Annotated in this window: 11 protein-coding genes; 4 read left to right on the forward strand and 7 right to left on the reverse strand. The window is 71.1% G+C overall.

Annotated features, from left to right (window positions below; translation table 11 throughout):
• Positions 1-18: 18 nt before the first annotated feature.
• A complete protein-coding gene (rsgA, locus tag EDF24_RS15860) occupies positions 19-1,074 on the reverse strand; it encodes a ribosome small subunit-dependent GTPase A (protein WP_123704369.1) in 1,056 nt (351 codons plus the stop codon).
• 1 nt (position 1,075) lies between these two features.
• The gene (aroA, locus tag EDF24_RS15865; RefSeq protein WP_123704159.1) at positions 1,076-2,470 is read right to left on the reverse strand and encodes a 3-phosphoshikimate 1-carboxyvinyltransferase; all 1,395 of its coding nucleotides are present in this window, start codon (positions 2,468-2,470) and stop codon (positions 1,076-1,078) included.
• Positions 2,471-2,623: 153 nt separating this feature from the next.
• Between aroA and EDF24_RS15870 the strand changes: the two genes are divergently transcribed.
• From EDF24_RS15870 to EDF24_RS15880, 3 genes are all read left to right on the forward strand, one after another.
• The gene (locus EDF24_RS15870; protein WP_123704371.1) at positions 2,624-3,436 is read left to right on the forward strand and encodes a sigma-70 family RNA polymerase sigma factor; all 813 of its coding nucleotides are present in this window, start codon (positions 2,624-2,626) and stop codon (positions 3,434-3,436) included.
• Positions 3,433-3,675 carry a zf-HC2 domain-containing protein gene (locus EDF24_RS15875; protein ID WP_123653672.1) on the forward strand — a complete coding sequence of 81 codons (243 nt, stop codon included), beginning with the start codon at positions 3,433-3,435 and terminating at the stop codon, positions 3,673-3,675. Before EDF24_RS15870 ends, EDF24_RS15875 begins: the two co-directional genes overlap by 4 nt.
• Before the next feature lie 70 nt (positions 3,676-3,745).
• Positions 3,746-4,186, forward strand: a complete 441-nt coding sequence (locus tag EDF24_RS15880; RefSeq protein ID WP_123653671.1) for a GNAT family N-acetyltransferase — start codon at positions 3,746-3,748, stop codon at positions 4,184-4,186.
• Between the two features lie 276 nt (positions 4,187-4,462).
• On the opposite strand, the gene EDF24_RS15885 is transcribed toward EDF24_RS15880, so the two are convergent.
• Positions 4,463-8,215 (reverse strand): multifunctional oxoglutarate decarboxylase/oxoglutarate dehydrogenase thiamine pyrophosphate-binding subunit/dihydrolipoyllysine-residue succinyltransferase subunit, encoded by a 3,753-nt coding sequence (locus EDF24_RS15885; RefSeq protein WP_185021696.1) that lies wholly within the window; start codon positions 8,213-8,215, stop codon positions 4,463-4,465.
• A 143-nt stretch (positions 8,216-8,358) separates the two neighbouring features.
• Here EDF24_RS15885 and EDF24_RS15890 point away from each other — a divergent pair, with 143 nt between their 5' ends.
• Positions 8,359-9,798: a GuaB1 family IMP dehydrogenase-related protein gene (locus EDF24_RS15890; protein ID WP_123653670.1), complete on the forward strand. Its 1,440-nt coding sequence runs from the start codon at positions 8,359-8,361 to the stop codon at positions 9,796-9,798.
• Positions 9,799-9,879: 81 nt separating this feature from the next.
• Here the strand turns inward: EDF24_RS15890 and EDF24_RS15895 are convergent, their stop codons facing one another.
• From EDF24_RS15895 to EDF24_RS15910, 4 genes are all read right to left on the reverse strand, one after another.
• On the reverse strand, positions 9,880-10,920 hold the full coding sequence (locus EDF24_RS15895) for a hemolysin family protein (protein ID WP_123653669.1): 1,041 nt from the start codon (positions 10,918-10,920) through the stop codon (positions 9,880-9,882).
• Positions 10,917-12,287: a hemolysin family protein gene (locus tag EDF24_RS15900; protein WP_260233472.1), complete on the reverse strand. Its 1,371-nt coding sequence runs from the start codon at positions 12,285-12,287 to the stop codon at positions 10,917-10,919. Before EDF24_RS15900 ends, EDF24_RS15895 begins: the two co-directional genes overlap by 4 nt.
• A gap of 181 nt (positions 12,288-12,468) precedes the next feature.
• Positions 12,469-13,551: an NADH:flavin oxidoreductase/NADH oxidase gene (locus EDF24_RS15905; RefSeq protein ID WP_123704161.1), complete on the reverse strand. Its 1,083-nt coding sequence runs from the start codon at positions 13,549-13,551 to the stop codon at positions 12,469-12,471.
• Positions 13,548-14,192 carry an HAD family phosphatase gene (locus tag EDF24_RS15910; protein WP_123653667.1) on the reverse strand — a complete coding sequence of 215 codons (645 nt, stop codon included), beginning with the start codon at positions 14,190-14,192 and terminating at the stop codon, positions 13,548-13,550. Before EDF24_RS15910 ends, EDF24_RS15905 begins: the two co-directional genes overlap by 4 nt.
• Between the last annotated feature and the right edge of the window lie 21 nt (positions 14,193-14,213).

A 14,213-nucleotide genomic window follows, 5' to 3' on the forward strand; every position in this document is an offset into this window, starting at 1 on the left:
CGGCCGCGCGCCGCGCGGCTACTCCGTACCGGGGTCGTGCGCGCCCATGCCCGTCAGGAGCGCACGGAAGGAGTCGAGCCGCTCGATGCCCGTCGGGCCGAGCTCCCCGGCCTGCACCCGGTCGACGATCTCCCAGTCGTGCGCCTGGTCCAGCGGGATCCCGTCGACGGGCGCGGCGACGGGGATCGCGTGCGATGCGAACGCCCGGAACACGTTCGCGGGGTCGACGTGCCCGAGGCCGAACGACCGGACGCCGGGCGTGTCGATGATCCAGCCGCCGTCCCGGACCTGCAGCGCGATGGAGGACGACGACGTGTGCCGCCCGCGCCCGGTCACGGAGTTCACGACACCAGTGGCCCGCGTGGACCCGGTGAGCGCGTTCACGAGCGTCGACTTGCCGACGCCGGAGTGCCCCACGGTCACGGTGACCTGGCCGTCGAGGACCTCGTGCATGGCCTCGAACGGGACGTCGTCCGCGCGGCTCGTCACGATCCGCAGGTCGAGGCACGCGAAGTGCGCCAGGAACGGTGCCGGGTCGGCGAGGTCGGTCTTGGTGATGCAGAGGATCGGGTCGAGGCCGGCGTCGAACGCGGCGACGAGGTACCGGTCGATGAGCCGGGTCCGCGGCTCCGGGTCGGCGGCCGCCACGACGACGAGCATCTGCGTCGCGTTCGCCACGATGACGCGCTCGACGTCGTCCGAGTCGTCGGCGCTCCGGCGGAGCAGGGTCGACCGTTCCGCGACGCGGACGATGCGGGCCAGGGACCCCTCGGAGCCGGAGACGTCCCCGGCCAGGAAGACGTTGTCCCCGGTGACGACGGACTTCTTGCCGAGCTCGCGGGCCTTCGTCGCGGTGATCAGCCGGTCCCCGTCGGGTGAGTCGACGAGCACGCCGAAGCGGCCGCGGTCGACGTTCGTCACCCAGCCGGTCGGGGCGTCGTCGTACGTCGGACGGACCTTGGTGCGCGGCCGGTTGCCCTTCGGGTTGGGCCGGACCCGGACGCTCGACTCGTCGTACTGGCCGTACGGCTCGTCCTCGTCCGCGTCGCCGTCGACGTCGTCCCACCAGCTCACGTCAGACCCCCGACCCGGGAGCAGGAGCAGGAGCAGCGCCGGAACCAGACCCGGCACCGGTCGCCACGAGCTCGGCCCACAGCTCCGGGAACTGCGGCAGCGTCTTCGCCGTCGACCCGATGTCGTCCACCGCGATGCCGTCCACGACGAGCCCGACGATCGCGCCCGCCGTCGCCATCCGGTGGTCCTCGTACGCGGCCCAGCCGCCGCCGTGGAGCCGCGCCGGCTGGACCAGGAGGCCGTCGGCGAGTTCCTGCACCGTGCCTCCCGTCCGGTTGACGTCCGCCGCCAGCGCTGCCAGGCGGTCCGTCTCGTGCCCACGCAGGTGCCCGATGCCGGTGACGGTGGTCGGTCCGTCGGCCAGCGCCGCGAGCGCGACGAGGGCGGGTGCGAGCTCGCCGCCGCGGGTCAGGTCGAGTTCGAGACCCGGGACGGAGGCGCCACCCCGGATCCCGACGCCGCCGTCGAACACCAGGTCGTCACCGTCGCGGGCCACGCTCGCCCCCCACAGGGGCAGGAGCGTCTCGAGGTCGGCGCCGACCTGCGTCGTCGCGGTGGGCCAGGTGCGGATGCGGACGGTGCCGCCGGCCACGAGGGCCGCGATCGCGAACGGGGCCGCGTTGGAGAGGTCCGGTTCGATGGTGACGTCGACGGCGGCGATCGGACCGGGGTGCACGACCCATTCGCCGACGGCGGGCTCGTCGACGCGGACGCCGCGGGCGCGGAGGGCGGCGACGGTCATCTCGATGTGGGGGAGGCTCGGCAGGCGCTCACCCGCGTGCGTCAGGTGCAGGCCCTCGTCGAAGCGGGGCGCGGAGAGGAGCAGGCCGGAGACGAACTGGGACGAGGCGGAGGCGTCGATCGTCAGCGCGCCGCCACGGACCGAGCCGGTGCCGGTGAACGCGAACGGCAGGGACCCGTCGCCGTCGTCGGTGACGTCGACGCCGAGGGCGACGAGGGCGTCGATGACGGGGCGCATCGGACGGCGGCGGGCAGCTTCGTCGCCGTCGAACACGACCGGGCCGGTAGCCAGGGCGGCGAGCGGCGGCAGGAAGCGCATCACCGTGCCGGCGAGGCCGCAGTCGACGCGCACGTCGCCGTGCATCGGGGCGGGGGTGATGCGGAGATCGGGGCCGTAGGGGTTCTCGCCGGGCAGTTCCTCGATGCCGACGCCCAGGGCGCGGAGTCCCTCGATCATCAGGGCGGAGTCGCGGGAGTGCAGGGGGAGCCGGATGGTCGAGGGGCCGTCGGCGAGGGCGGCGAGGACCAGCTCCCGGTTCGTCAGCGACTTCGAGCCGGGCAGCGAGACGTCGCCGCTGAGGGGGCCCGCGGCGACGGGGGCGATCCAGGGGGCGGGCTCGTGGTTCGCGCGCTGGGAATGCTGTGTCTCGGCCATCGGTTCACAAGACTACTGAAACGATCGGGAGGACCCTTGGCGACAGCACTCGCACCCACGCGGACAGACCTGCCCGCCGCGGTGACCACGCTCGCTGGACCGGGCGTCGGACACGCGGTCGCTCTCGGCGGCGTCCGCCTAGACTGGCCCGCGATGACCACCGACGAGCCGCAGGCCACACCGCACGACCTGGTCGAGGAGACCGAGGAGCAGCTCGACGCCGTCTCCGAGGAAGCGGCGGCGCTCGAAGCGTCGGACGCTGACGTGGTCGACGCGAAGACCGTGTCCGCGACGGAACTGCGGAGCCTGTTCGAAGACCAGGCGCTGCCCTTCATGGACCAGCTCTACGGCGCCGCGATGCGCATGACGCGGAACCCCGCAGACGCCTCGGACCTCGTGCAGGAGACCTTCGTCAAGGCCTTCGCCGCGTTCCGCCAGTTCCGCCAGGGCACGAACCTCAAGGCGTGGCTGTACCGGATCCTCACGAACACGTTCATCAACACGTACCGCAAGAACCAGCGGAACCCGTACCAGGGCACCATCGACGAGCTCGAGGACTGGCAGCTCGGCGGCGCGGAGAGCGTCACGCAGTCGATCTCCGCACGATCGGCCGAAGCGGACGCGATCGACCACCTGCCGTCCTCCGCCGTGAAGGACGCGCTGCAGGCCATCCCGGAGGACTTCCGGATGGCCGTCTACTTCGCCGATGTCGAGGGCTTCTCCTACCAGGAGATCGCCGACATCATGAAGACCCCCGTCGGGACGGTCATGAGCCGTCTCCACCGTGGTCGCCGGCTCCTCCGGGGGCTCCTGGCAGACCATGCCCGAGAGACCGGCATCGTCCCGGACGCAGCGTCGACGGCGACGATGCGCGGACGAGGCCGGAACACCGCGACCACTGGTCGCACCGCGAACCAGGGCCGCACCGCGGCTCAGGGCCGCACGGATCGAAAGGGTGAACGATGAGCGGCTGCGACTGCTCCAAGGCCAAGGCGGAGCTCGAGGAGTTCCTGCACGACGAACTCCGCCGCGAAGACGCGGCGGACATCCGCGAGCACATGGACGACTGCGAGGACTGCACCACCGAGCACCGCGTGAACGTCGTCCTCATGGAGACCGTGAAGCGCGCGTGCAAGGAGACCGCTCCGGACCAGCTCCGGACCGAGATCCTGGCGCGCATCCGCGTGGAGCAGGCGACGCACTGACACCCGTGCGACGCGTCGTGCGGTGTGCTCCCGGCGTCACACGGTGTGTGGCGTCGGTAGGGTCGCCAGCATGACCTTCTCCGTCGAGTCGATCACCAGCTGGTCCGACCCGGACGTCGCCGACGTCGCCGCCCTCGTCCGGACCCTCGGGCACACCGCGGACGAGTCCGCGATGCGCGCCCGGCTCGAACGCCTGACCGCCGAGGCGGGCCACCGCACGTGGTTGGTCCGCGACGACGACGGCCGCGCGGTGGCCGTCGCGGGAGCGCAGGTCACGTGGGCGTACGCGTCCGACGAGCCGACGGCGCAGCTGCTCCTGCTGGTGGTCGACCCCACGGCCAGGAGGCTCGGCACCGGTTCCGCGCTCATCAGCACGTTCGAGACGTGGGCCGTCTCGCAGGGCGCCCGGCAGCTGTCCGCCGTCAGTGCGGCCGCGACCGACAGCGCGCACCGCTTCTACCAGAAGCGCGGCTACCACGACGCGGGGGTGCGCTACACGCGCATCGTGTAGCGGCGCGCTGCGCGCGCTGCGCACCCGCGCGGGTCGTTCCGTGCGTGGTGAGTCGAATCGCGCGTAGGAGGTGAGAACTTCCGACCCGCTACGCGCGAATCGCCTTCCCAGTGCACCCGAGATGGGAAGGAACGCGCGAGGTGCGTGGCGGAGGCGTGACGAGCCTCCCGGCGGATCCGAGCGCACGACGCGCCCCCGGACGCACAACGCGCCCCGCTGAGACGGGGCGCGTTGTCTGCGCGAGGGCGCGAAGCCGATGTCCGGCGAGCCGAGGGGCTAGCCGAGGGCCTTCGTGATCACCTCGGTCGCCTCGTGGGCGCTGCGCTTCGAGGAACCCGTCGCGGGTGCGGCGCTGGCCGCGCGGGACGCGACCGAGAGCGGGCGTCCGTCGAGGTGCGGCGAGAGGTTCATGCACACGAACGGCCAGGCGCCCTGGTTCTCCGGCTCTTCCTGCGCCCACACGACGTCGGCGTTCGGGTAGCTGCCGAGGACCTCGAGGATGTGCTCGAGGGGGAGCGGGGCGAGCTGCTCGAGCCGCACGAGGGCGACGTCGGTCGTCCCGCGCTTGTCGAGCTCGGCGCGGAGGTCGTGGTGCACCTTGCCGGAGTGCAGGACCACGCGGCGCACGGCACCCTTGTCGGTGATGTGCGCGTCGTCGAGGACCTCTTCGAAGGTCCCGCTCGTGAAGTCCTCCACCGCGCTCGTCGCCTGGCGGAGTCGCAGCATCGCCTTCGGGCTGAACACGATGAGCGGCTTCTGCGGGCGCTCCCAGGCCTGGCGGCGGAGCAGGTGGAAGTACGACGCCGGCGTCGACGGGCGTGCCACGACCATGTTGTCCTCGGCACAGAGCTGCAGGTAGCGCTCGATGCGTGCGGACGAGTGGTCCGGCCCCTGGCCCTCGTAGCCGTGGGGCAGGAGCAGGACGAGGCCGGAGCGCTGTCCCCACTTCTGCTCTGCGGAGGAGATGAACTCGTCGATGACCGTCTGCGCGCCGTTGGCGAAGTCGCCGAACTGCGCTTCCCAGAGCACGAGCGCCTCGGGCCGTTCGACCGAGTAGCCGTACTCGAACGCCATCGCCGCGTACTCGCTGAGCAGCGTGTCGTAGATGTAGAAGCGGGCCTGGTCCTCGGTCAGGTTCGACAGCGGCAGCCACTCCTGGCCGTTCACGCGGTCGTGGAAGACCGCCTGGCGCTGGACGAACGTGCCGCGGCGGGCGTCCTGCCCGGCGAGCCGGACCGGCTTGCCCTCGGTGAGGATCGAGCCGATCGCCATGAGCTCGGCCATCGCCCAGTCGACACCGCCCTTGCGGGTCATGTCGGTGCGCTTGGTCAGCAGGGCCTGCAGCTTCGGGTGCACCTGGAACCCGGCGGGCGGGTTGCCGTGCGCGTCGCCGATGAGCTCGACGAGTTCCTGCGAGATCGCGGTCTCGTGGACGTCGTTCTCCGAGTCGTCGCGCTGCGAGGTCGGGCGTTCGAGCCCCTGCACGGCACCGTCGTCGTCGACCGTGATGACCGGGATGGTGCCCGTCTGCGCTTCGTGCGTCTCCGCGAACGCGCGCTCGAGGCGGTCCTGGAAGTCGCGGTGCGCTTCGTCGTACTCCTCTTGCGTGATGTCGCCGCGGCCGACGAGCGCCTCGGTGAACAGGGTGCGGACGGAACGCTTCGCCTCGATCAGGTTGTACATCAGCGGCTGCGTCATCGAGGGGTCGTCGCCCTCGTTGTGGCCGCGTCGGCGGTAGCAGACCAGGTCGATGACGACGTCGCGGTGGAACTCGTCGCGGTACGCGAACGCGAGGTCCGCGACACGTGCCACGGCTTCGGGGTCGTCGCCGTTCACGTGGAAGATCGGCGCCTGGATCGTCTTCGCCACGTCGGTCGAGTACACCGAGGTGCGCCCGGAGTCCGGCGGGGTGGTGAAGCCGACCTGGTTGTTGATGACGAGGTGCACGGTGCCGCCGGTGCGGTACCCGCGGAGCTGGGACATCTGCAGCGTCTCGACGACGACGCCCTGGCCGGCCATCGCCGCGTCGCCGTGCACGAGCACGGGGAGCACACCGAAGGTGCCGGCGGGCTTCCGGTCCTGCTTGGCGCGGACGATGCCCTCGAGCACGCCGTCCACCGCTTCGAGGTGGGACGGGTTCGCGGCGATCGTGATCGGGATCGAGGTGCCGTCGGAGGCACGGAACACGCCTTCGGTGCCGACGTGGTACTTGACGTCGCCGGAGCCCTGGCCCTGCACGGCGCCGGGGAGCGTCGTGCCCTCGAACTCGCGGAAGATCTGGCCGTAGGTCTTGCCGGCGATGTTCGTCAGCACGTTGAGACGACCGCGGTGCGCCATCCCGATCGCGACCTCTTCGAGCCCGGCGAGCGCTGCCTGCTGGATGAGGGTGTCGAGGAACGCGATCGTGGACTCGCCGCCCTCGAGTGAGAAGCGCTTCTGGCCGACGTACTTCGTCTGCAGGAAGGTCTCGAACGCTTCGGCCTCGTTGAGCTTGCCGAGGACGCGGAGCTGCTCTTCCTTCGACGGCTTCGAGTACGGGACCTCGATGCGGGACTGCACCCAGCGGCGCTGTTCCGGGTCCTGGATGTGCATGTACTCGATGCCGACGGTGCGGCAGTAGGCGTCCCGGAGGACCCCGAGGATATCGCGGAGCGGCGCGGTCGTGGTGCCGGCGAGGCCGCCGGTGACGAACTCGCGGTCGAGGTCCCAGAACGTCAGCCCGTGGCTCTCGATCTCGAGGTCGGGGTGGGTGCGCTGGCGGTACTCGAGCGGGTCGACGTCGGCCATCAGGTGTCCGCGGACCCGGAAGCTGTTGATGAGCTCCTGCACGCGGGCCGTCTTGCCGACGCGGTGCGCCAGGTCGACGTTGATGTCGTTCGCCCACTGGATCGGCTTGTACGGGATCCGGAGGGCGGAGAAGATGCCCTCGTAGAAGCCGTGTTCGCCGATGAGCCGCTCGTGCACCTTCTTCAGGTACTCGCCCGACCCGGCGCCCTGGATGACGCGGTGGTCGTAGGTGCTCGTCAGCGTGATGGTCTTGCCGACGCCGAGCTCGACGAGGGTCTTCGGCGCGGACCCCTGGAACTGCGCGGGGTACTCGAGCGCGCCGGCGCCGATGATCGCGCCCTGGCCCTTGGTGAGACGGGGGACCGAGTGCACGGTGCCGATGCCGCCCGGGTTCGTCAGGGAGATCGTGGTGCCCTGGAAGTCCGTCGGGGTGAGCTTGTTGTCGCGGGCTCGCTTGACGAGGTCTTCGTAGGCGGTGAGGAACTGGCCGAACGTCAGGGTCTCCGCGCGCTTGATGCTCGGGACGAGGAGCGAGCGGGTGCCGTCCTTCTTCGGGACGTCGATCGCGATGCCCAGGTTGACGTGCGCGGGCTGCACGACGAAGGGCTTGCCGTCGCGCTCCTCGTAGAAGACGTTCTGGCTCGGGAAGTCCTTGAGCGCCTGGACCATCGCCCAGCCGATGAGGTGCGTGAAGGAGATCTTGCCGCCGCGGGCACGGCGCAGGTGGTTGTTGACGACGATCCGGTTGTCGATCATCAGCTTCGCCGGGATCGTCCGGACGCTGGTCGCCGTCGGGACCGTGAGCGAGGCGTCCATGTTCGAGGCCAGCGTCTTCGCCATGCCGCGGAGCGGGGTCGCCACGTCTTCGTGGGTTTCCTCGTGGTCGTCGGCCTCGTCGTTGGCCTCGGCCGGGATCGGCTGCGGCGACGGCTGCTTCGACGTCGTCCGGGCCTGGATCTGGCCGCCCTTGCCCTCGGCGGGGGCGGCGTCCGACTGCGCGGGAGCCGAGGCGGCCTGTGCCGGGGCAGCCTGCGCGAGTGCCGGAGCGGCAGGCGCCGAGGCCGCGTCCGCGGGAGCGCTCTTGCCGGCGGCGCTCTGGTGGTAGCTCTCGAGGACCGGCCACCAGGACTTGTCGACCGAGTCCTTGTCGGCGATGAACTGCTCGTAGAGCTCGTCCACGAGCCACTCGTTCGCGCCGAATTCGCCCGCGGTCTCGTCAGTTCCGGTCAGATGGCTCGACACAGCCGATCGCCCACTCTCCGTCGATTGATGCTCGTGTGTGTCGTGCGGCGCAACCCTGCCCCGCACGACGTCAAGCGTAGCCGTTTCCACATGTCCGTTCGGTGTCAGCCCGAGGCATGTCGTCGAGCAGTACGGTGGGCCGCATGAGGTTCTACGAGACCCGGCCGACGCACGACCTGACGTACTCCGACGTGTTCCTCGTCCCGAGCCGATCCGCCGTGACGAGCCGCTTCGACGTGGACCTCGCCGCGAACGACGGCTCGGGCGCCACGATCCCGATCGTCAGCGCGAACATGAACTCGGTCACGGGCCCCCGGCTCGCGGCCACCCTCGCCCGACGGGGTGGGCTCGGGGTGCTCCCGCAGGACATGCACCTGCAGGACCTCGACGCCGCGATCCGCTGGGTCAAGGACCAGCCCGTCGACTTCGACACCGCCGTCGAGATGGGGCCGGACACCACCGTCGCGGAGACCCTCGAGCAGCTCCTGCCCGTCGCCGGCCGCGGGGTCGTGGTCCGGGGCGGCGACGGCGACTACCTCGGGTGCGTCCCCGCCACCCGGCTCGGCACCGCCGGCCCCGACGCCACGCTCCGCGACCTGCTGCACGGCGCCTCCACGGGCATCGACGCCGAGGACGCCGGCACCCCGCGGCACGTCTACGACGTCCTCACCGCGGCGGGCGCGGACTTCGCCCCGGTGACCCGGCACGGCCACGTCGTCGGCACCACCAGCCCGACCAGCGCGATCCGGTCGAGCATCTACCGTCCGGCGGTGGACGCCTCCGGTCGGCTCCGTGTCGGCGCCGCGATCGGCATCAACGGCGACGTCGCGGCCAAGGCGCAGGCCCTCGCCGCCGCCGGCGTCGACGTCCTCGTGCTCGACACGGCCCACGGCCACCAGGAAGGCATGCTCCGCGCGCTCCGCACCGTGGCCGCCCTCGACCTCGGGATCCCGCTGGTCGCCGGCAACGTCGTCACCGCGGACGCCGTCCACCACCTCGTCGAGGCGGGCGCGTCGATCATCAAGGTCGGTGTGGGCCCCGGTGCCATGTGCACGACCCGGATGATGACCGCGGTCGGGCGTCCGCAGTTCTCCGCCGTGCTCGAGACCGCCGCGGCGGCGAAGGCCCTCGGCGCGCACGTCTGGGCCGACGGTGGTGTGCGGTACCCTCGTGACGTCGCACTCGCCCTGGCCGCGGGCGCGAGCGCGGTGATGATCGGCTCGTGGTTCGCCGGCACGCTCGAAGCGCCCGGTGTCCTCCGGCGCGACGCGAAGGGCGCCGCCTACAAGGAGAGCTGGGGCATGGCGTCCGCCAAGGCCGTGCGCGAACGCTTCGAGCGCCTCGACCCGTACGAGCGGGCACGCAAGGCGCTCTTCGCCGAGGGCATCTCGTCCTCGACGATCTACCTCGACCCGGAGCGGCCGAGCGTGGAGGACCTCCTCGACATGATCACGACGGGCGTCCGCAGCTCCGCCACGTACGCGGGCGCGACGAGCCTCGCGGAGTTCCACGACCGTGCGCTCGTCGGCATCCAGTCCGCCGCCGGGTACGAAGAGGGCAAGCCGCTCCCCGTCAGCTGGTAGGGGCACCACACCCGACCCCGTGACGGACGGGAGGCCCGGTGCCAGCTGGCACCGAGCCTCCCGTCCGCTTGTCCGGAGCGTCTACCGGCGTCTGGTCGCGTCCTCGACGGTGCCGACGAGCTCCTCGAGGATGTCCTCGAGGAACAGGACGCCCGTCGTCCGGCCGTCCGCGTCGAACGCCCGCGCCACGTGGCGGCCTGCGGCGCGCATCGTGGCAAGCGCGTCCTCGAGGTCCATCTCGGTGTACAGCGAGATGAGCTGGCGGATGCGCTTCGGGGGCACCGGGTCGTCGAACTCGTCGGGGCGCAGGTCGATGACGTCCTTGACGTGCACGTAGCCGGTCGGCTCGCCGGTCTCGCCGGTCAGCACGTAGCGGGAGAACCCGCGCTGCGCGACCGCGCGCTCGACGTCAGCGGGGGTGGCGTCCTCGGGGAGCGTGACCAGCTCGGACATCGGCACCGCGATGTCCCGGACCTTCTTCTCGGTGAACTCGAACGCCATCCGGAGCGTGCCGCCGTCGTCGGACAGTGTGCCCTCGCGACGGGACTGCTCGACGATGGTCTGCACCTCCTCGACGGTGTAGGCGCTGACCGCCTCGTCCTTCGGCTCCACCTTGAACAGCCGGAGCACGGCGTTCGCGATCTCGTTGAGGCCGACGACGACCCAGTGCAGGCCGTGGCCGATGTACCAGAGCGTCGGCACGAGGAGCAGGGCCGCACGGTCGGGCATCGAGAACGAGATGTTCTTCGGCACCATCTCGCCGAAGACCACGTGCAGGAACGAGACGAGCAGCAGCGTGAAGACGAACGCCACGATGCCGATCACCTCGACGCTCCACCCGGTCAGGTGCAGCGGGACCTCGAGCAGGTGGTGGATCGCCGGCTCGGAGACGTTGAGGATGAGCAGCGAGCACACGGTGATGCCGAGCTGGGTGGTCGCGAGCATCCGGGTCGCGTGCTCCATCGCCCACAGGGTCATCTGCGCGGCGCGGGAGCCCTCTTCGGCACGGGGCTCGATCTGGGAGCGGCGAGCGGAGATCACGGCGAACTCGGCCGCGACGAAGTAGGCGTTGCCCGCGAGCAGGACGAACAGCCAGAAGATGCCCCACCAGTCGCTGCTCATCGCGTGTTCTCCCTCTGCTTGCTCTTCGCTGACGAGTTCGGGATCGTCACGCCGCCGGGCGGGGTGTCCGTGGGGGTCGGGGTCCAGCGGACCCGGTCCACCCGGCGTCCGTCGAGGCGCTCGACGCGGAACACGCCGTCCTCGAGCGGGACCTCGTCGCCGACGACCGGCAGCCGCCCGAGCGTCGACATGATGAAGCCGCCGACGGTCTCGTAGGGGCCGTCCTCGGGGACCTTGACCCCGGCACGGTCCTCGAGCTCGTCGGGACGGAGCAGCCCGGGGAAGGTCAGCCAGTTGCGGGAACGGACGACGTCGATGCGGGCGCGGTCGTGCTCGTCCGACACCTCGCCGACGATCTCCTCGATGAGGTCCTCGAGCGTGACGACCCCGGCGGTGCCGCCGTACTCGTCGACGACGATGACCATCTGGTAGCCGCGGCCGCGCACCTCGGTGAGGAGCGTGTCACCGGGCATCGTCTCGGGGACCCGTTCGGCGTCGGTCATCAGCGCGCCGACGGGGACCTCCGGACGCTTCTCACGCGGGACGGCGACGGCCTGCTTGACGTGCACGATCCCGACGACGTCGTCCGCGTCCTCCTCGATGACGGGGAAGCGGCTGAAGCCGGTCCGGCGGGCGAGGGTGATGACGTCCTCGGCGGACTCCGAGACCCGGATCGTGGACAACCGCGGGCGCGGGGTCATCACGTCGCTGGCGTCGAGCTCGGAGAAGGACAGCGTGCGCTGGAGGAGCGTCGCGGTGTCCTGTTCGAGCGAGCCCTCGGACGCCGAACGACGGAGCAGCGAGGTGAGCTCCTCGGCGCTGCGCGCACCGGAGAGCTCCTCCTGCGGCTCGATGCCGATCGCGCGGAGCACGGCGTTCGCGGTGCCGTTCAGCACGGCGACCGCTGGCTTGAAGACCGTCGTGAACGCGATCTGCAGCGGCACGACGAGCTTCGCGGTCTGCAGCGGCAGCGCGAGCGCGAAGTTCTTCGGCACGAGCTCGCCGAGGATCATCGAGAGCAACGTCGCGATGACGAGCGCCACGATCGAGCCGACCGTCTCGACGATCCCCTCGGGGAGCGCCAGCGCCAGGAACGGTGCCTCGAGCAGCTTCGCGATCGACGGCTCGAGCAGGTAGCCGGTCAGCAGCGTGGTCAGCGTGATGCCGAGCTGTGCGCTGGACAGGTGCGTCGAGGTGACCTTGAGCGCACCGATGACCGGCGCGAGGCCGGGCTCGCCGCGGTCACGGCGCGCCTCGACGTCGGCGCGGTCGAGGTTCACGAGTGCGAACTCCGACGCGACGAAGACGCCGGTGCCGAGCGTCAGCAGGATGCCACCGACGAGCATGACGATGTCGATGGGGCTCATCGGGTCCACCCCCGGGGGCTGGACGTGCTCCGCCAGCGGACAGCGCTGCGGGCACACGACGAGTCAGGGCAGCTCACTGAGTGAGCGCCGGATGAGTGGTGGGGCGAAGAAGGATTCGGAGGATCGTCCACAGTGGTCATCATCGTAATCACGAGGTCGGGCCGGAACCCGAGAATCCGCCCTACTTCGTGACGCTTGCTCGGTGGTACTGCTGGGGCTCGTAGTCGAGTTCGACCCCGAGCTCGACCGCCGCACGGAGCGGGAAGCCCGGGTCACGGAGGAACTCACGCCCGACCATCACCACGTCGGCCTGCCCGGTCGCCACGATCTGCTCGGCCTGGAACGCCTCGGAGATCATCCCGACGGCGATCGTGCCGATGCCGGCGTTCCGCTTGATCTCCGCGGCGAAGGGCACCTGGTAGCCCGGGCCGACGGGGATCGGCGCACTCGCGACGTTGCCGCCGGTCGAGACGTCGGCGAGGTCGGCACCGTGCTCGGCGGCCCAGCGGGCGACCTCGGTGACCTCGTCGAGCGTCAGACCGCCGTCGGTCCAGTCGGTCGCGGAGAAGCGGACGACGATCGGGAAGCCCTCGCCGACCTCGGCACGCACGGCGTCGACCACGTCGAGCAGCGCGCGGGCCCGGTTCTCGAGCGAGCCCCCGAACTCGTCGGTGCGGTGGTTGCTCAGCGGGGAGAGGAACTGGTGCAGGAGGTACCCGTGCGCGGCGTGCAGCTCGACGAGGTCGAAGCCCGCCTCCACGGCACGACGTGCGGCGACGGCGAAGCCGACCGCGACGAGGCGGATGTCCTCGGTGGAGAGCTCGCGCGGGACGTCGTAGCCCGGGAACGCCTCGGCGGACGGGCCGACGGCGGTCCAGCCGCCCTCGGACGCCGGGACCGTGCCATGGGACGACTCCCAGGGGCGGTAGGTCGAGGCCTTGCGGCCCGCGTGGGCGAGCTGCACGCCGGCCGTGGCGCCCTGCGAGTGGATGAAGTCGACGATCGGGCGGAACGCGTCGCGCTGCTCGTCGTTCCAGAGACCGAGGTCCTGGGGGCTGATCCGGCCCTCCGGCACGACCCCGGTGGCCTCGACGACGACCGCACCGGCGCCGCCCTTGGCGAACCCGCCGAGGTGCACGAGGTGCCACGGCGTCGGGACGCCGTCCTGCTGCTCGACCGAGTACTGGCACATCGGGGAGACCCAGATGCGGTTGCGGACCGTCAGGTCGCGGATGGTGATCGGCTCGAACAGGGCGTGCGTCACGCGGTGGCTCCTTCGTGCGGGGTGGCCGTCACCGACAGCTCCTCCAGGAACCCCCGGAGCAGCGCTGGTGACGTGTAGTGGTGGCCGACCGCCCCGATCGCTTCCGCGCCGGCGGCGTTCTCGGCCCTGTTGTCCACGAACACCATCTGCGACGGCTCGATTCCCAGACGCTCGCAGGTGTCGCGGTAGATGGACAGGTCGGGCTTCAGCACGTGTTCCTCGGCGCTCACCACGACGGTCTCGAACAGCGACCCCATCGGCGACCGCCGGTACGGGTCCCCGAAGTCGAACCCGGCGTTCGACAGGAGCGCCAGCCGGGTGCCGGCGTCGTGCAGCTCCTCGACGAGGTCGAGCACCGCGGGGTCGACCTCGAACCAGCCCGTGTAGTCGATCGCCCAGAGCCGGTGGATCTCGCTGACCGACCAGGAGCGGCCGGTGCGGGCAGCGATCGCGCGCCAGTACTCCAGCACGCTGAGGTCGCCGCGGTCCAGGTCGTGGCGGAGCTCCTGGTAGACGGGGAAGAGCTCGTCCTCCGGCAGCCCGGTGGCCTCGAGCAGGGCGTCCCGCGCGGCGGTGGGCGTGCGGCTGATCACCTCGCCGTAGTCGAACACGACGACACGACCGGGCAGGAACAGGCTCATGCGCTCCACCGTAACGTGGGG

This window comes from Curtobacterium sp. PhB130 (assembly GCF_003755165.1).
Classification (GTDB): Bacteria; Actinomycetota; Actinomycetes; order Actinomycetales; family Microbacteriaceae; genus Curtobacterium.